The sequence below is a fragment of the Natrinema sp. DC36 genome (genome assembly GCF_020405225.1).
Taxonomy (GTDB): domain Archaea; phylum Halobacteriota; class Halobacteria; order Halobacteriales; family Natrialbaceae; genus Natrinema.
Genome location: NZ_CP084473.1, coordinates 103,827 through 130,123, shown reverse-complemented (window position 1 = coordinate 130,123; position 26,297 = coordinate 103,827). Strand labels below are relative to the sequence as shown.

Sequence of the window (26,297 nt, the reverse complement as noted above, 5' to 3'; positions counted from 1 at the left end):
CCATCCAAAGCAACTGTCAAGACACACTTCGATAATGGTGTGTGTCCTGGCAGCTAGTTTCGCTTACTCTTGAGAATCAACCTCCATCTGACATCAATTCCACTGTTTGATCCAATCTTCTCGAAGAGCCGCTTCGACATGTAAGAGACAATCTCGCAGGAACACATCGATAGAGGGGTGTCCGAACCCCCTCTGTTAGAAGCCCTCCTTTGCAAGAACGATGCAACCAGCCAATTGATTGTTGAGTCCAATTAGAGATAGTCCTCGATGCTGCTTGCCTTCGTCCCGCCGATCCAAAATATGCGGAATGGCAGTCTCAACCGCGTCGATGGTCGAGTCTTCCTCAGAGATCTGGTGATGCTACTCGACAGCCACACGGCGACGCGATATGGTCCATCGGACCGCGTGTGTAGACTAGCATCACCGCTTTCCCACAATGCGGACACGACGGCAGCGACCACTCTCCGTCCTCTTCTGACTGTCGCTTCTCTCTCATAGCCACCTCGAGCGGTGACTGTTGGAGTCGACGGCTACTCGAGTGCGATACGACTCTCGTGCGGGACGTTTATATCCCGCCAGAAGTAAGCGAAACATGGCTTTCGAGCCTCTCGGCTGGAAGCCACGCTTCGGGTGTCTCAGCACCCGGGGCATTTCAACGCATACCCCCGCGGCGACGTGGAGCGCAGCTTCCATTTTGATTGTGTATGGCTAGTCACTTATAGTATTGGGAGATATTCCTGTTAGAAATAGCGGGACACCAATCTTGCTCGGTAATTTCTCGTTAGTGTTCTGGCCGTCATACTACAATTATATGTGCTCAAGCGGTCAGTGCCGGGGCTGACTGATATTCGAATACAGAGATGACCGTCTCATCGCTGTCACACTGACTGAGTTTAGCATCTAAGTACATTCCTGAGGGCGGCAGGTTGAACGAGACGGGCCAGATGCTGATCAAGATCAGCAAGCGCAGCCGGAAACACGGACTTGAGATCTATGGTATCTCCCAGCGCCCGGCCGATGTCAAGATTGAGGAACTCGGCCACCGGCGTTTGCTACTTGCGGAGGTTGATCGCAGACGGTGGTTACCCACTTGAGGAGTCGAGTCTCTAGCCGCTGTGTATGTACTCCCACGAAGCAAAGACAGCAGACGAGAACAATACGACAACTCGAGAGATCTCCCGCTGCTCCGGTGGCACGGCGGTGGCGATCACCGCGGGACCAAACAGTCGAAAATTGCTCTTGATTCCGTTTTCTGACCCCTCTCACTGGAATAACAACCCAGAATCAGGACTGCTGTTTAAGTATAATAAGTCGAATGCGACTAGTGCACAATGAAAGCCAATCATCCGAAGATCCCTCAGGAAATGTATGATGATCTCGCAGGTATCGAAGAGGGTGGAAGTCTCTATACACTTAGGCGAGTGGAACCGTTCTCTATTGGGTATATTGAACGAATTTCTCGAAGTGACAAAACGGATCCGGATCGTTCACAAAACAGAGTGGAGGTCTACCTTTCCTCAAAACAAGGGAAAGAATACCGGATAGTAGTTGACTGCGGGAGCGACCGCTGTGCTATGGAACATGTTAGGAACGGTGATTGGGTAACATATTCGAATGATCTCTCTGGGTTCCGATATCGGTCTCCAAATCACCCGGACCAAGGTGAAAACTGGCCTCACGACATGGAGTGATTCGTATCTTCTAATCGGTATCGACAATAATCTCGGATTCAACCTCGAACGGCATCGCTCAAGTCGAGAGCGTCTCGGCGATCTCCCGGCGTGCTTGAGGGTGAGGTCGTCGCGCTTGAGGACGCGGCGGGCGGTCTGGACAAACTTCGGAACGTCGTCGCAAGCGCTCACCAGTGAGTTCAATCTTTGCGACAGCATCGTCAAGGTCGCGTCGGTCGATCACGTCTTGGACATAGCCTACACTATCATCCTCGCCGAACGCGATATGAAACACCGACCACGGGCGCGTCTCGAGTTCGAGTTGGCGGCGAGTGAGGTCACCGTCGTCGATTTCAAGTAACTGGACGAATCCCATCTCTTCTTGATTCTTGGCATAGCGCTCTGTCGCACTCGCGTACCAGATATCTGTACCATCGACGTGTGCGCTCTTTGGCTGGTGGAGATCGCCGAGTGCGAGGCCATCGAGGTCAACGTTTACCCGCTCGAGGACATCCTCGACGGGGTAGTTGGCGACGATACCTTCTGCAGGGGCTCGAGCAATTCGTGCATACAGAGAATCGAATATTCTGTGTCCTCCGGTCGTGCTTCGAGTTCGAAGTCTGCCGTATCCCAGACGCTTGGACGGACCGCATCGATACCGTAGAGCGCCACATCACCGACGACTGTCGGCTCTCAGTTAAGTCGGGTCACGGCGTTCGTACGACAGAGGAGATCGAGCCACTGGTCGTCTCCGTGGTTCCCTACGATCCCGTAGAACGGAATGTTGCGCTCCTTGAGCGGCTCGAGTGCATCAGCGCAACGCATGACCGTCGGAAGTGGTGGCACAGGATCATCGAACAGGTCACGGGTGTGGATTACGGCATCGACGTCACGTTCGACCGCGAGTTCAATCGTTCGCTCGAATGTGTCTACAAAGCCGTCACGGCGAATATCTGAGCCGTATTGACGCTTTCCGAGGTGAATGTCACTGATACGAAATAGTCGAATTTCAGCCATGTTGGGTGCACAGATAGCTCTGCATATATAAATGTAAAAGAGGCTGAGTAGTTGTCAATTTTAGAAAACAATTCATGTGCTCAATACCGCGCCTGCAGATATACGATCGTGCCGTGCTAAAGAACGACGATGGCCTGTAGAACTTTCCAAGTAGCGCTGGTGTTGGAGGTTCGTTTGCGTACTACTTACTACTCAATTTTGCCATAGATACCGTTTAGAGCGATCAGATTCTGTCTGTCGAGTACTCGTCGACAGCATCTTCTGAAAGATATAAAACTACTATGTGGGGTTGATACTTATTAGCATGTTCGAGGAGCATCAAGTATGGATGTACTATCTTGGAACGTACAAGGAGCATTTCCACCATAAGGATCAACAGACCGAATCTCCGGTCAGATTGGGTATCTCGTTGAGACTGCTGACTGCCCTGACTTGGTAATGCTGAACGAAGTCACGACCGATCGTCGGGAACTCTGGCATGAAGAGCTGAGAGACACTGGAGGATACACGGAGATTGTGGACACGTTAGATTGGTCGCGACAACTGGACGAAATAGATGTTCCGCCATTTCAAGACTTTAATGGGGTGAATGGAAATCTCATCGCAGTCCATTCGGAAAGCGACCTCCAGAATCTACAGCGGCAATCACCCAGTATCCGAGATGCCCCATTTGGAGATTCAGATTTGAAGCACTGGGACACCAACTTCCCCGAGAAGATTCTCAACGCGGAAGTTGACCACGGTGATTTTACTCTCGATCTCTGGAACATTCGGACGGTACCTGGGAGCATGTACGGCGAGGAGAAAATAAAAATTCTCGAGAACATTTATAACCGGATTCTCGCGCAAGGTGATAGGCCTCGAATCTTGGCCGGCGATTTCAATGCGCCTCAGGACGAAACGGCCGATGGAGAGGTTATTCCCTGGCGAGATGAACGAAACGATGCTCTCTCGGAACGTTGGAAAAACGCCGAACGCAACATTCTGACAGAACTGGACACGGTCGGGATGGTCGATGTCTTTCGAGCAATCCACGGCTATGGTACACTTGACATATTAGATATCAGCCATCCAACTGGCGAAAAGGGGCCTCTTTCTGGGAAGCGGTTTGACCACGTCATCGCGTCAGAAATTCTCAACCCAAACGATTGCTTCTACGATGAGACAGGACTCGAGTATAGCGATCACGCACCGATCATCGCAGAGTTCACCTCAGATAAGCTTAGACCGAAGTCGTCGACACCCTGATGGCTCAGTCCGAGTGAAATCTTCAGGCGAACCACGGTGGCTCTGCGAGTTGAGCACTAGAAGATTACCTAGGAGATAGCCGTCTAGAGGCCTCTATGGAATTGGCAGAGGGTTATTAGCAATCTCGATCACAACACAACGTGTATGATCTCACAAGATTCACGGCCTGACTTTGAAGAAGTCATGAGCGATTCGACTGTTAACAGCGGGAAATACCCCTGTCCGATATGTCACAACTATTCATCAGACTCTATCAGAAGCATCAAAGGTCATATCTCTGGCTCAAAGGATGAAAAACACGGAGATCTTGGTTGGAACTGCGAGGTGGAAATTAAGGCGACTGCTGAAGGCCAGTGAGCAGTCTTATATCGAGGAGAAGACCCTCAATAGATACCGCCACCAGTGAGCCGCTTTCAACACGACTAGTGGTTTCGTCGGCGGATGCTCGCAGGCAAGCCAACGGGTGATTGACTAGAATATCGTCGATCGATACATCGCCCGTTGTCTGCTGTTGGTTCACGGAAATCATCTAACTGTGAGAGTGCTTGATGAAGCCCTCACCTTCTCAGGTGGACAAAAAAACATCACCGGGGCTCGCTTGCCGGTGTCTCAGCGGCCAATCGTGCCTTGGCGCGTGATCGGGGCGTCAGGGTTGATGGTAAACGCGACGATGGTGGAGTCCTCGGTTGCGGTGACGGTTACGTCGCTATCGCCAGTCACGAGTGCGCTCTCGGTGTACCCGAGGGACTCCTCGCCAACGTCGATGACGCCATCAAAGACGTATAGATAGGTATCCCAATCCGACCGGGACGGCAGCGTAGTCGTGGCGCCGGCGGTGAGGCGGCAATCGTAGAAGTCGACATCGTTGCGGACAAACAGCGGGGCGTCGGTCCCTTCGGGGCCGAACAGGTGCCGCCATTCGTTCGTGACGGGATCGGGAATTGGCTCGTGTTGGATGTCCGGCTCGAGATCGAGGCTGTGTGGTCGGACGAAGATCTGGAGCATTCGAAGCGGCGGGTCGTTTGCTAGCGTCTCCTCGGCGTGCCAGAAGCCGCTGCCGGCGTTCATGACCATCAGGTGTTCGGCGTCAGTAACGAGGTTATTGCCCTGGCGGTCGTCGTGGCGCATTACGCCGTTGGGGACCCAGGAGATGATATCTTCGTTGCGGTGCTGGTGCATTCGGATCAGCGTCCCCGGATCCATGAATGACTCGACGACGGTTGCCAGCGGCCCATAGCCGTGATCGTCGTGGTCGGGGACGGCCCGACCGGGGAAGTTGAGGTGTATCCGGAACTTGCCCTGATCCTGCGAGACATCCGTTCGCGGCGCCGTGTGGATACAACGTTGAGTCTGTGCCGAGGGCGAATCATCCATTACCACGTCGTAGTGCCTCAGCCGCTATATGGCTTCTGCGCGACGGTCTTCGATGTACACTCTAGGTGGGCTGGTTGTCCAGTCTGGTAGAGTTCACGCCGGCGAGCGACGCTTGCGACCCGTCGTCGCTGTCCGCTTTCAGCTGCTGCCCGTAGGTTGAGTATCTGAGCCTATCGAAATACAGCATTCGGATTTGTCCTAATAAGGTCGAGCATTAATAATCCTACTTTACGGACTGAGACCGAACTGTCTCCGACAGGCTCGGGACACCAGAGGAACTCGAACAGTGCTTCACTGTGCCGGTCGATGACTTCCAGACTCATCTGTGAATCTGGCCCTATCGGGACGGGCCACCCTTCTCGGCCCGAGAATAAACCTTACTGCAGGTACGGTTCCATCCACAGCACTCGGCGACGTTCGACTTCAATAGCCTATGCTCGCCCGTAGTCAAATCCCGTGAAAGGGGAATGACTCAGCTACCCCTAGTCGAGGGAAACGAATGGCAAGGTTGCCCGTTCCTCGGCGGAATAGCCGAGCGCTGTCTTCTGGGAAACGTCCGTGGGCGTCGTTACGTCGATGAGTCGCGGTGCATTATCTACTGCACCGGCTTTTGCACCGCCGAACCTGTGGCCACTTGCCGTCTCCTGTACCGGGCGGAAGGCGCTGTACTCTGCCGAACCGACGCCTGCGACCACCTCTAAGTCGGCGGGGTCGGTCCCGTCGAAGGCGGCACGATCGATAGTCAGCGTGACCGTATCGGCGTCAAAGTCGACGGTGGACTGGGGACTGATGGTGCTTCCATCGTCACCGGTCAGATCTGAGCCGCCGGCGTCGACGGCAGCCATGGACCACCCGCCAACGTGGAGGCGGTAGTGCCAAGATTTCTCGAAGGAAACGTTCGCCCCCAGATCGTCGAGGCTTTCGGTGGTACCACCGCTCGCATTGGGGTCGCTAACCCACACGGCGAACAGGTGCGGCGAGAAGCGGCCGCCCCATACGTCGTAGAGGTTCTCCACCTCGAACTCGAACTGCACGAGACTTGGCGTCTGTGCAACGGAGACCGACCGGAGGTCGAATGCACCCGACTGGTATGCGTCGGCAGTGGGATACGTGTACGTCCCGGGTCCGTGGTCGTCGCCCTCGGAGTCATCGAGAGAAGCGATGGTTTCCGGCGGTCTGACCGTCACCGTCTCTGTGGCTAACGTATCGCCGTCGGTCGTCCGCACTGCGATATCGTAGGTGCCAGGCTGGTTGATGCTGTAGGAGAACTCGTAGGTCGCATCGCTCGCGTTCGGCGGGAAGCGGACGTTCGCTGTCCGGATTGTCTCCCCGTCGACGACCAGTTCGACGGTTTGCCCGCCAATATAGTCGCTCTGGTTCGACCCCGTTGCTTCGACGAACGGTTCTTGAATGAACACGTCGTCTGCGATGTCGACGCTGACGTCCTGTGTAGGATGCTCGTAAGCCGGCAACTCAGAGACGTCCTCCCACGAGGCGGGGTACAGTCGGACAGCAGTTCCGCCCGATTCTATCATCGATGCCAGCAGCGTCGTGTCGGCGTCGACTATCGCTCTGTCGACGCGGACCGGCTCGAGGGTATCGTCGTAGCTAGCCTCGATACCATCTGAGTAGATTTCTGCGACGTACTTCCCTTTGCTGTGTCCCTTCCCCTTGCCGTTGCTGTTCGGCTTTTGGTGGCTCCTCCCCTTACTAGAACCCTTTTCGTGGCCCTTCCGTTTACCAGGGGCGTCATCGAGGAAGTCGAGCGGGATGTCGATCGCGCGGCCGTTCTCGTCGGTCATCGCACCGACGTACCACTCATCATCTTGTTTCCGTGCCGTAACCATGTACTCGCCGATGGCCGACTCAACGACGCGGGTGTCATCCCAGCCGCTGGCTGGGACATCCTCGATGAACTGGAACTCGTCGACGGTCGGACCTCGAATCGGCACGGTTTCCGGCTCGGGCATCGGTTCACCCGTTTCCGTGAGCGCAACCGAATCGAGGTTGAACCCGCCGGTGTCGTCCGCCGTCAGCGCCACGCCGACGGTTTCGCTGTCGCCGTCCAGAGTGACGGTCGTCGAGACTCCGTTCCAGACATCCCAATAGTCGGTGGTTGGGAACGTGACCTCCGCTACGGGTTCTCCATCGACTGTAACGGTCGCCGTACGCGGCTCGTCGGCCGGAACGGCGTTATCCTCTGCATCGCTAGCGTACCGCAGGTGGAGTTCGTACTCGCCGGCGTTGACATCCTCGAGGGCCCACGTGATCGTCGAACCGGCGGCGACGCTGTTGGGGTCAACCTCGACGTACTGCTCGCCCTGCGCGTTGGCCCAGCTGGCGGCCGTCACGAATCCATCAAGCTCGGCCCATTCAGCCTGTGCGACATCGCCGACGCTGATCGTCGCCGGCTGTTCGGCAAGGTAGGAGCTCGGCAAGTCGGCGACCATCTGCAGCCCGCTGAAGTACGTCGGGTACATCGCGAGCTGCTTGGCCCGCGTCGTCTGGATGCCGCCCGAGCCCGAGTCCATGTCGAAGATTCCCGGCGTGTACTCAACGGGGCCACCGAGCATCCGGGTGAACGGGAAGGTGACATGGTGTGCGGGCGGGACATCGCCGAAGGAATCGTACTCCTGACCGAACACACCCTCACTGGTCATCAGGTTCGGGTAGGTCCGACGACGGCCAGTCGGGTGGACCGGTTCGTGTATATCGAGCATCTGCCGGTTCGCCGCCGCCGTCTGTGCGACGACGTGGTGATGGTTGACCATGACCTGATTGTGGTGGTTATGACCCTCCCCGGACAGGTTCCCATCATCGTTGACGTAGCCGTTCTTGATCGTGTGAATGCCCAGGTCGTCGTACAGCCCGAACGCATCGCCGATCTGGGACTCGTAGTTCTGGAATCCGCCCGCCGTCTCGTTGTGCATCGTCATCTGGGTCGGCGGCTCGAGGGTCGACCCGTAGTCGGTCACCGCCTGGAGGTCGAAGTCCGGATAGGGCTCGGTGAAGTCGAACGCGTCACCACCGCCGTCGGGGTAACTCGACCAGCCTTGGTTCCACCCTTCGACGAGCACGCCGGGGATATCGTGCTCGCTAGCGAAGTCCATGTACTGCTTGACACGCCCGGTCTGGGCGCCGTGGTTGCCGGTCTCGGAGCCCATGTACTCCCAGTCGGCACGGCCGGTGATCATCAGCCACCAGACGCCGATGAACTTCTGGGGTTCGATCCAGTCGACGCCCTGCGGGAACTCGTCGGCATCGTAGTCCTCGTTGAGGTTGACAATGAGATTCGACTCAATGAGGTCGCCCGGCCGCTCGCCCAGTTGGATCGTCCGCCAGGGTGTTCGGTGGGGTGCCGACGCCGCAACCTTCGTCCCGTCGGGAAGGGGCGCCAGCGCAGATTCAAAGGTCGTCCCTCCGTCTTGGGAGGGTTCGACAGCCATCGCACCATAGTCGATGAGGTCCGCCTCGTGAACGCTTATGTAGAGGTCATCATTGGCCTGCATCGTGATCGGCGTGTGCGCACCGCCGAAGTCGCTCTGGTTGCCGATTTCGCTTACCGGCGTCTCAGTATACGTGTATTCGTAGCTGTTGAAGTCGTTCGGGATCCACCAAGACGTGTAGTCATCCGCGAAGGCGAACTCGGTTCGTTCAGCTGTAATGACGAAATCGCCGAAGCCTCCTGCCTCCGGGAACACGTAGCGGAATCCGACACCGTCGTTGAACGCGCGGATCTCGAGCGTTAGTGCGCGACCGTCCGACTCTTCGGCCAAGCCGAGACGCAGTTCCTCGTAGTGCTCCCGAATCTCGTCGTACTGGTCCCAGACTGGTGACCACGTCTCGTCAACCGTCGTCCGCTCGCTGCCGGTGACAGTGACGTCGTCGCCGAAGTCGGACTGGTTCTGGAATTCAAAGCCTAGGCCGGCATCGTCAATGACAGTCGTCCCGTCATAGGCGACGCTGTAGGTTGGCGACCCATCTACGACGTCGACGGTCACTCCAACGGTATCATCCGGCGAGGTAACTGTCTGTTTGGTCGTATCATTACTATTCGTGACTTGTCCAGCGACCGCCTCTGGCACGGATAACGAGAAGGCTGACGCCGCTAGCAGTGATGTGATCCCGACAAACTCCCGCCGGTTCACATTCACCGGCAAATCCTGATTGTGGTTCTCAGACATCATCTGCCCTGTGAATATCTTTAATTATAAATCTAACTACGATAGTAGTATTTTTCCTGAAGTGATATTCACTCTCTATTTGACGCAGACATCTCGAAGAGGAGAACTATCCTGTCTGAGGGTCATAGGGGGTAAGGCTCGCTGAGACTCGCTTCTCGAACGGAGATTATTCTGTTAACCAACGAAACGTGGCCTATTCGTCTGTGTTGGTTAATCAGCAACGCGCGTAATCATTGGGATACTCTATTCTGAGAACGCCCCTCACCCCATAGGGATGAAAAACCTACACGAGTCACCGTTCGAGCAAACCTCGCTGCCTCCATCTTATCCGTTTCTTTCTGATCGAATCAGGAATCGAGCTCGAGTAGCTCGTCCCGTCGATTTCGAAGTGTATTCGGCGATGTTCCTGCAGTATCGGCGATCTGGTGTTGTGAGAGACACACTCCAGCTCGCTCAGCAGCGAGATACAGACACCCCGCTGCGACGCCACTCGGCCGACGGCCGATCGTGAGTCCAGCTTCACTCGCCTGCTGTGCGAGGTCAACTGCCCGTCGACGGACCCAGTCCGGTACCTCGAGCTCCGTCGCTAGTTTTGGAATGCGATCGATCGCCGATATTGGCTGTGCCGGTAACTCGAGGTCGACGTTCATGGCGTCGTAGGCGTTGGTGAGTCTCTCCTGATCACAGCGAGCACTGGTAGCGACTTCTGTCCGCGATCGTCCAAGCCCGTTACACCGCATTGTTGCATAGACACTGGCTGCAGCTACCGCCTCGAGCGACCGACCCTGACAAAGCCCTTCGGATTGGGCCCGTCGGAAGAGCGTACACGCCTGGTCACGGATACTCTCCGCGAGACCGAGACGAGCGACGATTCGCCGGACTTCACTGAGGCCATACGCGAGGTTCCGTTCCGATTTCGACTGCCACTGTGCGCGAGACTGTTCGCGACGCAGTCGGTTCAGCTGCCGTCGCTTCTGACTCGAGAGCGTGTTTCTGTTCCCATCTCGGTGATAGCCGATTTCAGTGGACAGACCGCGGTCGTGACGCGTTGGCGTCAGTGGTGCACCAGTCCGTTTCTTCGATTTCTGTCCGTCACTCCGTCCCCAATCAGGCCCTCGATCGAGTTTGTTCTCCTCGAGGATGAGTCCAGTTTCTTTATTCAGAAGGTCGCGCGAAAATCGCGTTACGTACAGGGCAAGCAGTTGCCGAAGCGGCTATCGATCTATCCGAACTATGCCAAAAGCCGTCTGCTAAATATAGAGCGTATATTCTCCAAGATACCTGATTTCGTCGTTTCCGGCTCTATTGGTTGATAATCGAGCAGGACAAGACAGTAGGTGATGGCGGGCGTACATTGGGTATGGATAACGACAATCACGATCCGGAGTCCACAGTCACTCACCACGGTCACGATGCTCCTCACGGGTACACTGACGCGGGTAGTCATGCTCACCCAGGTGGACTAACCGTCGCCGCAGATCAACTCCAGCTTGAGGCATCCGAGACGCGATTGGAGCCGGGGAAAACCCACGAGTGGACGTACCAGATACACGATGAGAATGGTGGCGTGGTCACAGAGTTCGAAGATACGCATGACCAGCTTGCTCACTTGATTCTCGTCCGTCGTGACCTCACGCGTTTCCAGCATCTTCATCCGACACTGGCCGACGACGGGACGTGGTCAGTAGAGTTGGTCCTTCCCGATCCCGGCGTTTACCGGGCATTCGTTGACGTCCTGGTAGATGGTCAGCCGACGACACTCGGTGTAGATGTACTATCGTCGGGGCCGGCTCAGTACGTAGAGCGTCCGCAAACCACACGAGAGGCCGCAGTCCAGGGATACAGTGTCGAACTTTCATCAGACCAGATCCCTGCGGGTGAGACTGTCGATATCGAGTTCGAGGTGCATCAGGGCGGAGGCGGCGTCGCTCATCTCGATCCGTATCTCGGTGCACTCGGCCACCTCGTAGCGCTTCGAGACGGTGACCTCGCATATCTTCACGTTCACCCCGAAGAGACAAACCCAGAAGACGGTATCGTTCGATTCGCCGTTCGATTCCCTACCACCGGTGGATACCGTCTCTTCCTCCAGGCGAAGCCCGATGGCGAGCTGATTACCGCCTCTTTCGACGTACAAGCTGGAGAACGCTAACCCGTTTTCGGGCTACACCAGGTACAACTGTAAATGGAGAGCAAGAGATGCGCTCTCTATGTAGCAGAGTGGCTGGTAGTTGTCGTTGGTCTGGGGAATACTCATTCTCGGTCACCACACTCCTGCAAAGGATGGTTCATCAAGGAACGTCGAAGAACGAATGGGCCGACCGACACCGACAGGCACTGACCACCCGCCATTCCCATGAAGATGTACTCAACGACCGAGAATTCGAACTGCTATTAGAGGCGTGTGGTGATCTGCCAGCACCGCGTGGCTTCGAGGCGCGGTTCATCTGTCTGCTCGGCGGTCGGCTTGGCCTTCGCGCTGGGGAAATCGCACACTTTCATAGCGCTTGGTTAGACTGGAACCGCAAGCTCATTCGGATTCCACAGCACGAGCCGTGTGACTGTGGTTACTGTCGGCGACAGGCCCGACAGGAAGTCGCTCACAATGACCAACTGACTGAAACCGACGCTATCGCTTCACGCTGGCACCCTAAGACTGTCGCGTCAGCTCGGTCAATCCCCTTTGATCTCTCACTGCGAATCGAACTCTGTATTGAACGGTTCGCAAACCGCTATAGTGGCTTCCCACGGTCGCGGTCAACGGTCAACCGACGCGTCGAAGAAGCCGCCGAACAAGCGAATCTCACTGGACGAATTTATCCACACTGTCTGCGGGCAACAGCAGCCAGCCATCATGCGTACAAGGGAGTAGCCCTGGTACCGCTACAAGCACTGATGGGATGGAGTGACCTGGCGACTGCCCAGAAGTACATCCGGATATCCGGAACCGCGACCGCCGATGCACTCCGTCGAGTCCACCACAAATAACCGAACAACCCCCCTTCTGGTAGATCACCCGGTGCTGCATAGAGAGGATGGATTCATCAGATCGCTACATGCAGACATTGTGACGGGTGAATGGATTAATTCGTCGAAAGTGGGTTATTGCATCCAACTTCAATGTGCCCTGAGCGACTATTTAACTAGAAGGTTAAATAGTTGAGGCTCGTATACTTGATTAGATGGTTGAACAGGAGCCAGCCGGTCTGGACCTCGACGCAGTCTTCCAGGCACTCTCACACCCGATCCGTCGGTCAATTCTCGAACAGTTGACCGACGGTCCCGAAAGTGTGAGCGAGTTGGCCGAACCTCACGACATTTCCCTGCCTGCCATATCCAAGCACCTGCGCGTGCTGGAGGACGCTGGCTTGATCGACGTTAAGAAGGACGGTACCGTTCGTCGCTGCCACCTCGATGCTGTACCGCTTTCCGCGGCGTTCGGGTGGCTAACCCAATACCGCGTCTTCTGGGAGGACCGCTTGGATGCGCTGGCCAACCATCTGGAGAACGAAGACCAATGACAAACAATCCCAACGAAGGCGATGCACCGACGACGGAGAACACTGTGGACGGAGGACAGTGTATAACTGTAAAGCGTGTAATAGAAGCGTCCCCCGAGCGGGTCTATGAGGCGTTCCTGAACCCCCCGGACATGGCTGTGTGGGCGCCCCCGGAAGGATTCCGCGCCGACGTCCAGGAGGTTGAGGCTGAGGAGGGCGGGTCCTTCCGAATCGAGAACGTCGGCGAGGCAGAGGGGATGGACCAGTACTCCCACACGTTCGAAGGAACCTATCGGGAACTAGAACGCGGCGAGAAGATTGTCTGGACCGAGGAGACAGGAGAGGGTGATGACCACAGTACTGTGACGGTCACTCTGGATAGCGTTCCTGACGGGACCGAGATCACTCTCCGTCTAGAGGGCATCCCCGAGGACGTCGATATCGAGGAGTACGGGGTCGCGGAGGCCTGGGAAGACTCCCTCGAGAAGCTCGCTGGCCAGGTGGAGGGCTGACCATGTCGACCGACTCCACTCCCAGAAACGCGGGCGAAGACTCCAGGACTGGTGAAAACACGGAGTGGGGGAAGATCAGCCTCTCCGTACTGCTCTCGATCCTCCTGGCTACTGGGGCACACTACTCGTTGCTGGCGGGTAGTGCGATGCACCCCTCGCTACACGCTCTCGTCGGTATCGTCCTCTTCTTCGTCACTGGATTCGTTGTGTTCCAGTTGGTGATAGGGTGACCGACGAGCCATGTATTCGACTAAACTTTCGCCAGGTAGCTCCGGAGACAGCCGAGCACGAGCGACAGGTATTGTCACAAACATGTTGAACCATAGGGGTCTTAGTGATGCTGGACCACCTTTCGGTGAGTGATTATAGTATGCCCAGTTCAATTACGGCGCAACAGGTCAGCGACCTTGTGCTGGCGAACCGAGTAATCAGAGCGCCTTACTACGAGAAAGGCCACGATGAGGGGGTCCAGTTCACGGACCCGGATCGCGGACTCCAGTGGGGTGCCGACGCCATCCCAGCACTGCTGGGTCTGTTCCGAGTCGAGGAAGACCCCCGGGACGACCACCCCGACGGCTGGGTGGGCTTCGCTCGCCACTGGCGAGAGGGGACGTTGCGCCTGGACTTCGATCTGTATTCGGGACCAGATGAATCTGACCCGGTCCTGGTCGTGACCGCGATGTCGGGCCGAGAGGGAGAGACCACCATCGTGGACGAGGAGTTCGGGGAGGTCAAGTTGCCGGACCAGGTTCCCACCGAGGAAGAGTGGGGGAAACACCAAAAACGGTATCAAGCGGCTAGGAAGGACGACGACACCGACGGCTCAGCAGCGGTGAAGGCGTTCATCACAGCGCTGCCGGGGTGGAAGCGCGAGGTTGCGACGCGGTTCGACGAGATCATCCAGCAGGAAGTGCCCGACGTGCGCCGCGCCGTGAAGTGGCACCAGCCGTTCTACGGCGCCGAAGAGCAGGGATGGTTCGCCTCGTTCAGCGCGTTCTCGAAACACGTGAAGCTCGCGTTCGTAGCCGAATCGTACCTCGATCCGAGGCCCCCCAGCGGTACGGGGCCGGACAGACAGGCCCTGGACCTCGAAGAAACGGACCTGCTGGACGAGGAGCAGGTCGCCTCCTGGGTACGGCAGGCCGCCGAAAATCCGGGAATGGGCTGGTGAGGAGCCCGCCTTTGTGTGATACCTAGGGCAGCTGCGAACCCCTCTTGCGGGCGTGCATGTTCACTGCCAACTCTGCCAACAGCACAACTATTCTATTAAAACGATAAGAAAACTCCATGAGTAACAACGGTACTAAGCAAGAATTAGCCTTGGCTGGAGTGTTGTACCTCGTAGGTCAACTCCGCAAAAACGTCACCCTGTTTTTGTACGTCAGTCAGTCGCAAGGGCGGGGTAGTGATCCTGCGAGGCAGGAGTGGTGCACCCGAAGCGAGCGTGACAGGCGCAACGCTGAGAATGATCTCATCAAGTAGCCCCTGATCGTGGAACTGGCCGACGAGGTCACCGCCACCGACGAGCCAGACGTTTTTCCCGTCTGCGGCCCTCACCATCTCCGCATGGACGGGCGCAACGTCTCCCCGCACGAAGTGTATGTCGGCCCCGTCGACCATCGGTAATTCTCGACTGCTAAACACCCAGACCGGGTCCTCGTACGGCCACTGTTCCGGCTCCTCTAAGAGGCCCTCCTGCTCGACGACCCACTCATACGTCGTCGAACCCATGGCCACCGCGCCAACGTGCTCGACGAACTGTGGGAAGCTGTCCTGGACGCCCTCAATCTCATCAATCTCTCCGAACTGGAACAGCCAGTCGAGTGAATTGTCCTCGTCGGCAAGATACCCGTCGATACTCGTCGCGGTGTAGTACTGTGTCTTCATGTGAACCGCTATCTGAGAGGCGGTCTGTCGGCATAAAGCCATCTAGTCAATGCCAGCTAGTTCCTCTGTATCGAACGCTTCCCGCGCCCAGACTCGTGACCTGTTACTGGGCGAGATTCGCGCTCTGTATCCATCATAACTCTTCGAACAGATACGCTGATTGGCAGGAACCCCAGTAGTCAATAAGCACATGTAGTTACCGAGTCGCCCAATCCATCTCACCCAAATATCTGAATAAAGAAACCGAACTAGCAACTACTGGTTGCAAGCGTTCCTCTGGTTTGCTGTATCAAGCTTCCGCTTCAATCTCGAGTAGTTCGTCTCGCCGACTGCGGAGCGTGTTTGGTGATGTTCCTGCGATATCGGCGATCTGCTGTTGAGAGAGACAGAATCCGACTCGCTGGGCAGCGAGATAGAGACAGCCCGCTGCGACGCCACTCGGTCGGCGGCCGATCGTCATTCCGCGTTCGCGTGCCGTCTGTGCGAGATCGAGTGCTCGTCGCCGTACGTGATCCGGAACCTCGAGTTCTGTCGCAAGCCTGGGAATCCGATCTGTTGCTGCAATCGGCTGTGTCGGTAACTCGAGTTCGACGTTCATCACGGTGTAGGCGTTAGTGAGTTTCTGCTGATCACAGCGCGCACAGGCTGCGACTTCTGCCCGTGGCCGTCCGAGTCCGTTACACCGAGCAGTTGCGTAGATACTGGCTGCAGCCACCGCTTCGAGGGATCGTCCGCGGCAGAACTGTTCGGACTGTGCCGTTCGGAACAGCGAACACGCCTGATCCCGGATACTCTGTGGGAGGCCGAGACTCGCGACCATTCGCCGGATTTCACCGAGTCCATAGGCGAAGTTCCGTTCAGCTTTCGACTGCCACTGGGCACGGGACTGTTCGCGACGCAGCCGGTTCAATTGTCGGCGCTTCGTGTTCGAGAGGGCGTTTCCATGTCCGTCTTGCTTGTACCCGATCTCGGTGGAAAGGCCTCGATCGTGGCGTGTCGGTGTCAGCGGGGCACCGGTCCGTCTCTTGGATCCCTGCTCGTCATGTCGACCCCAGTCTGGTCCTCGATCTAGTTTAGTGTCCTCAAGGATACGTCCACAGTCTTCACAGATCGTCTCGCGGTCAATCGTTCGAACGCTGCCGCCACAGTCTGGGCAGGTAGTTGTAGTCGTCTGAACGCCTTCGTCAAACGCAGTCGTGTAGATGTCTCTCGTTACCATCGATAACTCCGAAGAGGACAACTGATCAGCCCCCTTCACCCCTTCTGGGGCGATAAACACCACTAGTTGATTCCAGAGTCCAGTAGAAGGATCCGTGGTATCGGTGCCAAATTTCAGGCAGCTTCCCCCAATGGACACATCACTTGAGTGATAGGGGGCTCTAACGCCGGTCTCTGGCCGGCGTTTCTCGAGACATCGAACCCCCAGCAGTACGCTTACTCACAGCCAGCAACCAGTACTGAGGAAATACTCACGTGGTTTCGGTGGCGATCTCGGTGCTGGCCTCGAAGGTCTGGATTGACCGGACCTTTGTATTTGGAGGTCACTTTTTCGCCTTCCTTCCACTGCCAGTAGTAGTAACGATTGTCGTTGATTTCCTAGATCGTGATCGTCGCCTTTGCGGGGACGTCGTCCGGTAGGTCGTCTGGTCGTTCCTCTACCCCATCCTTGTCTGCCTCCTCCTCGAGACGAGCTTCGCGTTCCTTGTGTTCGGCTAGCTCCTCAGCGTACGTAGCAACGTCCTGGAGGTGCTCCGGAGTGGACTCGTTGAGCGTGGTGACTATTTCCGTTGGGAGGTTCGCCGGTGGGGTCGGTGGCTCGTAGGACATCAGCTGTTCTCGTGTTAACCAACACGGAACGCCAACCCATAGTTTTGTTGGTTAATGCAGTAATGTCGGTTCTCCATCCGCTTTGGAAAAGGCCTCACGAGTGGTCTTCGAGTCATTGAACTCTATCTACTGGGTTTCTGAGTGGGCTATATGTCGGATTTAACGCATGAATTCAATAGTTTACACTCGACACCTGGGGTCTGATGGGGTATACCGACATCGTACCAGCTATCCAGACGATTCGAGGTAGTCCTTCAAGCGTCACGTCCAGCACGGCCTCTCGAGACATCGACTCCAGACTGATCAGGTGACTTGTGTTGTGGGCCTTAATGTTGCTCAAGGAGCGTGACGAGACGCCTGTGCGGACACGAGAGATTCGCGAACCCTACAAAGTGTTGTGCAACCGGTATGATCCAGTCTCAACCCGGGCCGTCCAGGAGTCCCTCGCGGAGCTCGAAACACTAGGGATTATTTCGTCGACCGAGACTAACCGTGGCAAATCCGGTGGCAAGTTCAAAGAACTTGAACTCAAACAACCTCGTTCGTCGGAAGGACGGACACAAAGAGGTTAAGTAGCACTCGTCACACCGACGATTCCGATTTTCGAAAGTCGGTAGTTGTGGACACACCCACCCCATCGTGTCCAGTGTCTTTGTGCGCCAGTTTGATCGGAAAGCTGTTATAGTCACTTCAACCCAAGAGATTCATTCACTCACTGCTGTACTAGCTATCGTTCGGACTATTTTGTAGATAGACCTCTTAAACTTTTCCTATATTTAGAGTTCTTCGTCAACGGAGTTCCCTTGTTATTTCGGGAAGACACTGGACACGATGGGGTGGGGGTGAGGGGATGAAAAACGCGACACTAGACACACTGGACACACTCGACGCGATGGTTTTATGTTGATTTCCAAATACGCTAAGGCAAGAACACTATGGGCTTGTTCCAGCCTGACACAGATATCTTTCAGGAGCGAGATGTCCTCCGTGAAGATTATCAACCAGAGGAGATTGTCGGTCGCGATGAAGAGCTACAGCAGTATATTTCGGCCCTGCAGCCCGTCATCAACGGAGATCAGCCTGCGAATATCTTTCTCTATGGCAAAGCCGGCGTCGGGAAAACCGCCTGTACGCGCTATCTTCTTCGGGAACTCAAAGACGACGCGGCTGAATTCGATGTTGATCTCACAACTATCCGTACGAACTGCGAGGACCTGAGTACGAGCTATCAAGTCGCGATTCAACTAATCAACGATCTCCGCGATCCAGAGGATCATTTGAAGCCGACCGGATATCCCCGACGACAAGTCAACGAATGGCTTTGGGAGGAACTCGACGCGATCGGCGGCACCGTCATTATCGTATTCGACGAGGTCGATCACATCGACGATGATTCGATTTTGTACCAGATCCCCCGCGCTCGGGCTAACGGCAATCTGGAGGAATCGAAGGTCGGAATTATCGGTATCTCAAACGACTTCAAGTTCCGCGAGTCGCTGAGTTCGAAAGTCCAGTCGAGCCTGTGTGAAAAGGAACTCCAGTTCCCTGCCTACAATGCGAATGAGCTTCGTGATATCCTTCGTCAACGCGCTGACATCGCGTTTTTCGACGATGTCGTGCCGCATGAAGTCATCGCGAAGTGTGCGGCGTTTGGTGCTAAAGACGCCGGAGACGCCCGACAGAGTTTGGATTTGCTTATGGAAGCAGGGGACGTGGCTGTTGAACAGGACGCCACGCAGGTAACCGTCGACCACGTCGACCAGGCTCGAGAGTCCCTCGTGCGGAGTCGGATCGTCGACGGCGTTGCTGGTCTCACCCAGCAGGGACATCTCGTGCTGTACGCCCTCCTGATGTTACACGAAGAGGGTGATACACCGATTCGGGCACGTGACGTGCAGGATCGATACGAAATTATTTGTGGTCGAGCTGCAGTTGACCCGCTCGTTCCCCGACGGATGCGTGACCATCTCGGCGAGCTTTCGATGTTAGGAATTGCGAGTCGTACAGAGCGGAACAGAGGTGAATCGGGTGGTCGGTACTACGAGTATGCTCTCGACACAAATCCCGATCTCCTACTCGAAGCTCTCGACGAGACAGTGGACATGGTGGGGGTAACCGACGCCGTTCAGCAGCGTCTCGATCAGGACCTCTGACACCCGGAAGACACTGGACACAATGGGGTGTATTCTGTCGCCCTGCTAGTGATTTGGACACTGGACAGAGTGGGGTGTCCTGCTACTCTCGAGGAGTCTGAGACACTGGACACGATGGGGTAGTCGTTCGAGTACCGAAATGGCCGCGAAGACATTGGACACGATGGGGTGTCCTGCTATTCTCGAGCTATCCGAGACACTGGACGTAGTGGGGAGGGGTCCAGTTCGGTTCGCAGATTGCGAGAAGACACTGGACACGATGGGGTGTGGGTACTGGATTAGGACTCGTGATTCAGATAGTCGGTAAGCGTCACGTTCAGCGCTGGATCTCAATCGTTGTTCTCGTCGACCGTCTTCTCTCTGTGACAGTCCGCACAGAGCGTCTGGAGGTTCGACTCCTCAAGCGGGTGACCGCCGTCCGCGATCCGTTCGATGTGATCAACGTACATCACTCAGTGATCGAGATTGCCATACTGCTCCCAGAGGTCGGTCCAATTCTCTCCATCGCCGTTCCGTTCGTTGACGGGGTCCTCGGCCCACCCTCGATCGTGCTGTGCATCTCGTCGTGACGGGTTTCCGAATCGTTGAACGACTAGGTTGTCTGATTGAGAGCATACGACATTCGACGAGAGCTCGATGGAACACGTGTGGTCGATATCACGGACTGGAATCGCATCGATCGAGACGTCGGTCGAACTTTAATGCTTACTCACGTAAAATCACCATCTTGGAGGTTTCTCTGGATCGGGCCCTCGCTCTTTCTGGGCGTAAAAAACAGCTTACTTCGTCACATCGGCGGACGAGAGAATACTCTGTAAATTGGTGGCTCCCTTCTGAATGGAAGAAAGGAGACTGGGAATACGATATCTAATTCTTCACTCAGTAGTGGCGAAATTGGTAAGTCAATATACCGATGAAATACATATTAGATGACCTCCTCGAAGGCTGCTCTCTGGGCTACCTGGATTGAGGAAACTCTTCTTGAAGATATCCACACGCCTGATCAGCCGGATCCAGTCCCGTTCCTGACGACAGTTGAGGGTAAACTCACCACCACCGACGCACTTGACCGCTATCGGTATGGGAAGAACGACGGTGAATACCTGTATCTCATCTATTTGGCAGACGACCCGATCACCAATACCTCCGACATCACTCCCGTGTACGTCGGCGAATCCAGAAATATCGGCTCTCGAATCTACCAGCACTACAAGAAAATTGACGAGGCCCTTCCAATCGAGGACTGGGAGGATGATGGCTCGTGGGGTAGCTTCTCGAAGTACGACCATATCGCGGCGGTTCGTGAAGCAGCCGACTCACAGCTGTACGTCTGGATTTTCGACGTTGAGAGCCTCGATACCTGCCCATACGGTGCTGCAACCTACCGGCAGGAACTCGAGGCGAAACTGATCGGCCTGATCTACGCACACCCTGAGTTTCGGCCGACCATGACGAATCGCGAGTTCGTCCCAAACCGAGTCCTTCACGAAATCGGAAAGGCCGGACGCGAGTGGCTCACAACTGACCCCACGATGGCTAGCACGGCAGATTCTCCCCCTCAAGACGAGATCAATACGGCACAGTACTCGAAAGCTGACCTGTGGGACCAGTGGCTCAAGACACACGTTTATCCGGATCTCATGGACGAATCGACGGCTGATCCGATCCCGTTGTTCGCTACGGACAATCGGCTACAGGTTGAGCTCACCGACGCTGGCCGACTCAAGCGGACAGCCATGATCGACAAACGGATCCGTGCCGAGGGACGGAAATGTATCCACTCTGATGGTGTCAAAGATAACGGTTATGAGGGATTGATCTACCTCATGTACCAGCTAGCCGACCTCGACAGCAGTGATCACCCACAGATTATTCCTCGGTATATCGGGAAGGCAGAAGCGTACGGGAAAAAGAACGAGCTGAGTGCGAATTTTAAGGGAATCGCAATCGGTAGCCAAGCAACACGGAGTTTTGCCCGCTGGGGAGATGGCGATTACTGGCATGTTGGCGAGTTATCTATGGCACTCTTCGAGGACGATTCGCGGAAGGTGGCATGGGCGAGTGAACTGTTTGAGCAGGGAACTCATCGGCTCAAAGACCAGGTATATCTCTGGACGAGAGCCTGGAACCAGGACCAACACACGAGCCCCTATGGCTACCATGCGTACCTTGCCGAAGTTGAACCACAGCTAATCAGCGTTGCTCATGTTGCATACCCCAATCGGTTATTGAACAAGAGTGACGTCCCTGATGATGCACCAATTAAGTCATCTGAGTTTACGTTCGAGGGTGCTTGATGACTACGGTCACTGTCCTTGACCAGTTTGCACGAGATATTGCCTCCGTCATCCCTCAGATTGATACAACCGCTGAGCACCGACGCTGGCAGCCTGGAATTGGTGCGTTCGACGAGAAAGTACAGATAGAACGGATCCTCGAGCACCTCGAACAGCAGTCTACCCACTATGCGGATACGAGAACCGAAGTTCGGTATCCGAACAGCGATCAGCGGTGTGATATCATACTCGACCGAGACGGGGTTCAGATCCCGATCGAGGCGAAACTCCTTCGATTTTATCGTGACAACGGTGATCTTGAACCGGCCGCTTATTCGACGGTCTACAGTCTGTTTTCTAACTCGCTTGTTGCCGATGCGCAGAAACTCGCGGCTAGCGAATTCGAGACCAGCAGAGGGCTACTCGGACTTTACTACGAACCAGCTGACGAGGTTCCATCCTCTATGGATGCTCCGAAGCTGGCAGAGAAGGTCACTAGAGACGTTGATTACTGGTACGATCTGACGCTCACGACACAGACGATCGCTGAGTTCACGGACTTACGCCATCCAGTACATCAACAGGGTGCGGTCATTACTTGGGAACTCACAGAGTGATCTCATAAAGAATTCAGCGTTGAGATCTCCATAGCCATGATCAATTACTCTTCGATGATCTGTCTTTCAGGCATAGACTTCTGAGATAGTATGCTGATGCGGATTAACCAACACGAGACCCATTCTTCGCTCTCGTTGATTAAGCCCAAAATAGGTAGCACATTGCCGCGTCGTCACCGATGAACGTCTGCTGATCTTCATCCGTATCAGTGAAGAGCATCGACTGATCTTCTACGGATACTTGCTCTACTTTAGGCCAGTCGTCGACACCGAATTCACTCACTTCGGGGAGGACGGACTCTCTTTCCCGTCGAAGTATGGCAGATCCCGAATAGCCCGCAGTCTTTCGATTTTATCCCTCTCGAGACGGCCGCAAATTCTGAGTGGAACAAGGTTCTTGTTGGGGGTTCTGCGCCCTCTGGCGGATTCCATAGCAGAGAGGTGGGATGCGTGAGCCGGTACTGTCCCCACTGCGGTGGGCGTATGACAACCGAGACCCCAGCCGGCGGTGCTCGATCGGCTACTTCGAGTATAATTATTCTGTTCTGTTGATGATCTTTTGATTGAATTCGTCTCCATCACGCCCATGGTGGACCCGTCGGTGGCAATTCGGGCAGAGTGCGATCACATTCTTTGGGTGATCGGCTCCACCGTCGCTGCGCCGACGAAGATGGTGTACCTCGAGGAAAGGTTCTCCATCATCAGTGAGAAACGGGGCATCGTCACCACAGCCTTGACATACACCGTCAGCGACTCGGAGTGCGTATTTTCTAACGACCTCCGATCGCGGATACGTGGTTCGAGATCGCGATTCGCTTGTCGTTCGGCTTTCGCCGTTCACACTTGCCTCAGCTTGATCGTACAGTTCGTCTATGGAGATATCATCAAGGTTCGTGATTCCAGTATCGATCTCTACACCACCAGCAGGGACGAGCTCGAATCGAACTGCATCACGCATATTATCGTTCCGATCTGGTAGACGCAGCCAGTTGTGGTCCTCATATTCGAACTGACCGACGTAGGACACCTCCCACGCACCTTCGCCGCTTTCGAAGACGTGAATCTCGTCGTTATTTTTTGCGTGATCTCGAATCGCTGCGTTTCCGGCGTCCATTGTCATGTCTCCGTCCCGTCCTTCCCCGGTATAGAGAAGCCTCCCATCCTCGAGGAGTTCGTCGTCATAACCATGCCATTCCCCAGATTCGCCGAAGAAGATGAAGACGTACGGGTAGTCTGCACAGGGTGCGATTCCACTATACCTGTTCCCGCCGAACTCTTCGTGAATATCCTCGACCCGATGGTATGTTCGCCCGATTTCAAACGGAAGTTCTCTCATAGACCACCTTTCGGTTCACTAAACTTCATACTTCCTTGTGAAATTCCCTTCTGTGGTAGAACCTCGGCTATGTCCGCGAATCCATCAGTTAGGGTGAGTATAGGAGATGCTCGTACTATTCAGTAATAAATCATCTTCGTTCAACCTATCGGGAAGAAATAGACGTTTAGCGTTTGAACTTCTAATACAGTTCTTCGTAGGCAGTGACGACCTTATCGCCGTGCTCGTTGAGTGAATGCACGGTATGGTGACCGTAGTTGACTTCGTCGAAAACTCCAGTATCGTCACCAGGATAGACTTCACGAACGCGATGGAGTTTCAGAGTCTTCATCGTCACTTCACTATTGTCTGAAGGGTAGTCTTCAAGTTCTACGTCGGCGCCAGCAGGAACTTGACCGATCAAACCGCCTTTAATATCAGGTGTGTTTTTCGCGGGGAGGAATACGAGGCCGCCGTCGCGGCAGAGCTCCCACATCTTGTCCATTGAAACTCCCCAGTCTTCTTTATTGATTGCAGCATCGGAAATATGGGCTCCCACTCCCCAATCAATGCCAAACCGACGATCCTTATACATCTGGACTTTTCCTTCGTCGGAGAGGATATTCTTGTCCATTGCAGCGACCACTTCTTCGAATGAGGATTTGTCGTCCCGGGGGTCAACAAGCATACAGCCTCACTAGTCACATAACTAGTTGAAAAATCCAACTTTTCACAATTTCATAGGTGATAGAGAGCTTAGAAATTATTAGCAGGGAACCTCGAACCCTGACTTCACGGACAGCGATAAGTACAGACAAAGACATTACCGGAGATAATGTATTTAATCTGACAGCTACTAGAAAGGTGTGCTAAATACAGGAATCGTCTCCATCACGGCTCTAATATTCCTGTAGAAACACTCTTATACATCAACCCTAATCCTATATTAGTGAATGGCTGTCATTTATGAAGATACTGAAATCGAGATTGAAGAAATGGTGGATTCACAAAGTGACAAGTACGACGAGACGATCCAAGGTGTGTTCGATCCGTCAGTGTTTCGTCAGCTTATTGAAAACCGTACTATTGGAAACGACGATCTACGAGATATTTGGGTGGGAAAATTTGGTGATGAAAAGGCAAATGACGAACGCATCAAAGATTTCTGGAAAACATACTGGCAATTCTTGTTGAAACATAGGAATGGTTTCACTCCGTACACCTGTGCGGCGTTAAACGCTCAGATTCCAGTTCTACAGCTGAATCCTTATACTCCGACACCGCTGTTCGAAACAGAGCCTGGTACTGAGATGGTGACTACTGACACGTTCGGTGAGGACAACAGACCAGTGCTCCAGTATAGCGACCAGTTTGAAGCTATACTTAACCACACAGGAAAGACACTCGTTCTACAACACGCATTGACAGAGGGAGAAATCTGCGGCAGAGGGACGGATCTCGTCTCAGAGACAATCCAACAACAGGTAATTAATACCGTCACTAAGGGAGCCAGAGTACACACAAAGAGTGAGCGATCTCTTAGTTGGATGCCGATTTCTCGTCGGAATCCGCTTGATGGTGTCCTCTATCTCATGTACTCTCGAGAAAATCTCACACAGACCTCTAAGGATCTGAAGGAGGACGTGCCGAGATATATCGGGATATGTCGTCGAGACAAAAATGGGACTGGAAAATTGAATCATGATCTCGCGAAGATCACAAATAAATCTAGAATGGCACGATGGGGATACGGCGAAAACCAACATCTAGGAGCACTAAGTCAGGCATGTTTCGCCGACCCTGATCAGAATGCAAAAGAAAAGTATCAGAAATGGAGTCACGCGTTGTTTGAAGATGGTGAGCGAAGACTTAGTGAACCGATCTTCGTAGAAGTCCTACCATGGTTCGACGTTGATGTGACTATCTCCGAAGAGAACCTCATACACATGGCTAGTTATATTTATGGATCGAAACTACTGAATTCGGAGCATGCAATATACAAACCTAAATCCTTCTCTCTTTGAATGCTATTTACATTTTACCGTAAACACCGTGTCCGCGAACCCACTCCTCGTGGTCATTTGAGTCGAGATTCAGGCTGGTTTTCGTGCTGATAGTGCGATTCTTCGCGTTCTGCAGGGATAATACGTAGATCGGGGACACCATGGTCCGCTAAGTACAGCAAGTACAATTATCACACATCAGTCCTAACACGGGCCGTATGAGTTCAAATAGCGAACCTGATGGAGTCGATGAATTCGAACTCTACGGCCTCTCCTCACCTAGTTCCAACGGGGTATCTACCGCTATCAACAAACTGGATCGGAACAAGCCGGAAAAGTATCTTATTGAGTGGTCCGGTTCGAACCACATGAAGCACAAAAGTGCTTACTATATCACTGAAATAGGATTTGGTACTGGTGGCGCACCGAACATCAAGGTCGAAGGAAAACGTGGTGGGAAGTATATTCTCGACTCCAATCCGCCCGGGCGTCCAAAAGTAATCAGACAATCTGACGGGTATGAGGAGCGCCTTTCGCTACTCAAAATTTATAGTCTGGAATTCGAGTGGGAACATTGGATCAAACAGCGACTTGGGCTTGACTGATTCGTATCCGTCGTTACTGGAAGCACTGTGTCTGAGAATACGAACAGGGTCGGACGACCAAACTCGGCTCAATAATAAGTGCAGGTGAAGGATACATCGCTCAGTATAC

24 protein-coding genes and 2 pseudogenes are annotated in these 26,297 nt (G+C 54.5%); 15 read left to right on the top strand and 11 right to left on the bottom strand.

What is annotated here, in order from left to right:
* Positions 1-1,614 precede the first annotated feature (1,614 nt).
* Positions 1,615-2,031 carry a hypothetical protein gene (locus tag LDH74_RS21710; protein ID WP_226042874.1) on the top strand — a complete coding sequence of 139 codons (417 nt, stop codon included), beginning with the start codon at positions 1,615-1,617 and terminating at the stop codon, positions 2,029-2,031.
* A gap of 332 nt (positions 2,032-2,363) precedes the next feature.
* Here LDH74_RS21710 and LDH74_RS21705 read toward each other — a convergent pair whose 3' ends face one another.
* Positions 2,364-2,687, bottom strand: coding sequence for a metallophosphoesterase (locus LDH74_RS21705; RefSeq protein ID WP_226042839.1), 324 nt, complete (start codon positions 2,685-2,687; stop codon positions 2,364-2,366).
* A 438-nt stretch (positions 2,688-3,125) separates the two neighbouring features.
* On the opposite strand from LDH74_RS21705, the gene LDH74_RS21700 reads away from it, so the two are divergent.
* Together LDH74_RS21700 and LDH74_RS21695 are read left to right on the top strand one after the other, a co-directional pair.
* Positions 3,126-3,935: a hypothetical protein gene (locus LDH74_RS21700; RefSeq protein ID WP_226042838.1), complete on the top strand. Its 810-nt coding sequence runs from the start codon at positions 3,126-3,128 to the stop codon at positions 3,933-3,935.
* Between the two features lie 144 nt (positions 3,936-4,079).
* Positions 4,080-4,292, top strand: a complete 213-nt coding sequence (locus tag LDH74_RS21695) for a hypothetical protein (RefSeq protein WP_226042837.1) — start codon at positions 4,080-4,082, stop codon at positions 4,290-4,292.
* Between the two features lie 252 nt (positions 4,293-4,544).
* On the opposite strand, the gene LDH74_RS21690 is transcribed toward LDH74_RS21695, so the two are convergent.
* The 3 genes from LDH74_RS21690 to LDH74_RS21680 form a co-directional block, all read right to left on the bottom strand.
* Entirely contained in the window at positions 4,545-5,309 is a 765-nt protein-coding gene (locus LDH74_RS21690; RefSeq protein WP_226042836.1) for a pirin family protein, read from the bottom strand.
* Positions 5,310-5,791: 482 nt separating this feature from the next.
* On the bottom strand, positions 5,792-9,496 hold the full coding sequence (locus tag LDH74_RS21685) for a glycoside hydrolase family 97 catalytic domain-containing protein (RefSeq protein WP_226042835.1): 3,705 nt from the start codon (positions 9,494-9,496) through the stop codon (positions 5,792-5,794).
* Between the two features lie 344 nt (positions 9,497-9,840).
* Entirely contained in the window at positions 9,841-10,446 is a 606-nt protein-coding gene (locus LDH74_RS21680) for a transcription initiation factor IIB family protein (protein WP_226042867.1), read from the bottom strand.
* A gap of 407 nt (positions 10,447-10,853) precedes the next feature.
* On the opposite strand from LDH74_RS21680, the gene LDH74_RS21675 reads away from it, so the two are divergent.
* The 6 genes from LDH74_RS21675 (at position 10,854) to LDH74_RS21650 (ending at position 14,676) form a co-directional block, all read left to right on the top strand.
* Positions 10,854-11,645 carry a hypothetical protein gene (locus LDH74_RS21675; RefSeq protein WP_226042834.1) on the top strand — a complete coding sequence of 264 codons (792 nt, stop codon included), beginning with the start codon at positions 10,854-10,856 and terminating at the stop codon, positions 11,643-11,645.
* A 47-nt stretch (positions 11,646-11,692) separates the two neighbouring features.
* The gene (locus LDH74_RS21670; RefSeq protein ID WP_345778570.1) at positions 11,693-12,481 is read left to right on the top strand and encodes a site-specific integrase; all 789 of its coding nucleotides are present in this window, start codon (positions 11,693-11,695) and stop codon (positions 12,479-12,481) included.
* Positions 12,482-12,675: 194 nt separating this feature from the next.
* Positions 12,676-13,014 (top strand): metalloregulator ArsR/SmtB family transcription factor, encoded by a 339-nt coding sequence (locus tag LDH74_RS21665; RefSeq protein WP_226042832.1) that lies wholly within the window; start codon positions 12,676-12,678, stop codon positions 13,012-13,014.
* Positions 13,011-13,505 (top strand): SRPBCC domain-containing protein, encoded by a 495-nt coding sequence (locus LDH74_RS21660; protein WP_226042831.1) that lies wholly within the window; start codon positions 13,011-13,013, stop codon positions 13,503-13,505. The genes LDH74_RS21665 and LDH74_RS21660 overlap by 4 nt, the downstream gene beginning before the upstream one ends.
* 2 nt (positions 13,506-13,507) lie before the next feature.
* On the top strand, positions 13,508-13,735 hold the full coding sequence (locus LDH74_RS21655) for a hypothetical protein (protein WP_226042830.1): 228 nt from the start codon (positions 13,508-13,510) through the stop codon (positions 13,733-13,735).
* 140 nt (positions 13,736-13,875) lie between these two features.
* Complete coding sequence (locus tag LDH74_RS21650) at positions 13,876-14,676, top strand: DUF1801 domain-containing protein (RefSeq protein ID WP_226042829.1); 801 nt, start codon at positions 13,876-13,878, stop codon at positions 14,674-14,676.
* A 143-nt stretch (positions 14,677-14,819) separates the two neighbouring features.
* Here LDH74_RS21650 and LDH74_RS21645 read toward each other — a convergent pair whose 3' ends face one another.
* The 4 genes and pseudogenes from LDH74_RS21645 to LDH74_RS21635 form a co-directional block, all read right to left on the bottom strand.
* Entirely contained in the window at positions 14,820-15,392 is a 573-nt protein-coding gene (locus tag LDH74_RS21645; RefSeq protein ID WP_226042828.1) for a dihydrofolate reductase family protein, read from the bottom strand.
* A 289-nt stretch (positions 15,393-15,681) separates the two neighbouring features.
* Positions 15,682-16,302, bottom strand: a complete 621-nt coding sequence (locus LDH74_RS21640; RefSeq protein ID WP_345778572.1) for a transcription initiation factor IIB family protein — start codon at positions 16,300-16,302, stop codon at positions 15,682-15,684.
* Between the two features lie 150 nt (positions 16,303-16,452).
* A pseudogene (locus LDH74_RS26690) lies at positions 16,453-16,611 on the bottom strand (transcription initiation factor IIB family protein); the annotation flags it as partial.
* 215 nt (positions 16,612-16,826) lie between these two features.
* Positions 16,827-17,219 (bottom strand): annotated as a pseudogene (locus tag LDH74_RS21635) (hypothetical protein).
* A 329-nt stretch (positions 17,220-17,548) separates the two neighbouring features.
* On the opposite strand from LDH74_RS21635, the gene LDH74_RS21630 reads away from it, so the two are divergent.
* On the top strand, positions 17,549-17,791 hold the full coding sequence (locus tag LDH74_RS21630; protein ID WP_226042826.1) for a hypothetical protein: 243 nt from the start codon (positions 17,549-17,551) through the stop codon (positions 17,789-17,791).
* A 363-nt stretch (positions 17,792-18,154) separates the two neighbouring features.
* Positions 18,155-19,372 carry an orc1/cdc6 family replication initiation protein gene (locus LDH74_RS21625; RefSeq protein ID WP_226042825.1) on the top strand — a complete coding sequence of 406 codons (1,218 nt, stop codon included), beginning with the start codon at positions 18,155-18,157 and terminating at the stop codon, positions 19,370-19,372.
* A 329-nt stretch (positions 19,373-19,701) separates the two neighbouring features.
* On the opposite strand, the gene LDH74_RS21620 is transcribed toward LDH74_RS21625, so the two are convergent.
* On the bottom strand, positions 19,702-19,821 hold the full coding sequence (locus LDH74_RS21620) for an HNH endonuclease signature motif containing protein (protein WP_226042824.1): 120 nt from the start codon (positions 19,819-19,821) through the stop codon (positions 19,702-19,704).
* Positions 19,822-20,301: 480 nt separating this feature from the next.
* On the opposite strand from LDH74_RS21620, the gene LDH74_RS21615 reads away from it, so the two are divergent.
* Positions 20,302-21,669 carry a GIY-YIG nuclease family protein gene (locus tag LDH74_RS21615; protein ID WP_226042823.1) on the top strand — a complete coding sequence of 456 codons (1,368 nt, stop codon included), beginning with the start codon at positions 20,302-20,304 and terminating at the stop codon, positions 21,667-21,669.
* Positions 21,669-22,265, top strand: coding sequence for a transcriptional regulator (locus tag LDH74_RS21610; protein WP_226042822.1), 597 nt, complete (start codon positions 21,669-21,671; stop codon positions 22,263-22,265). Before LDH74_RS21615 ends, LDH74_RS21610 begins: the two co-directional genes overlap by 1 nt.
* Before the next feature lie 535 nt (positions 22,266-22,800).
* Here the strand turns inward: LDH74_RS21610 and LDH74_RS21605 are convergent.
* On the bottom strand, positions 22,801-23,601 hold the full coding sequence (locus LDH74_RS21605; protein ID WP_226042821.1) for an HNH endonuclease: 801 nt from the start codon (positions 23,599-23,601) through the stop codon (positions 22,801-22,803).
* A 181-nt stretch (positions 23,602-23,782) separates the two neighbouring features.
* Positions 23,783-24,268 carry a hypothetical protein gene (locus LDH74_RS21600; protein WP_226042820.1) on the bottom strand — a complete coding sequence of 162 codons (486 nt, stop codon included), beginning with the start codon at positions 24,266-24,268 and terminating at the stop codon, positions 23,783-23,785.
* A gap of 265 nt (positions 24,269-24,533) precedes the next feature.
* Between LDH74_RS21600 and LDH74_RS21595 the strand changes: the two genes are divergently transcribed.
* Positions 24,534-25,604, top strand: coding sequence for a hypothetical protein (locus LDH74_RS21595; RefSeq protein WP_226042819.1), 1,071 nt, complete (start codon positions 24,534-24,536; stop codon positions 25,602-25,604).
* Between the two features lie 197 nt (positions 25,605-25,801).
* Entirely contained in the window at positions 25,802-26,188 is a 387-nt protein-coding gene (locus LDH74_RS21590; protein ID WP_226042818.1) for a hypothetical protein, read from the top strand.
* The last annotated feature ends 109 nt before the right edge of the window (positions 26,189-26,297 follow it).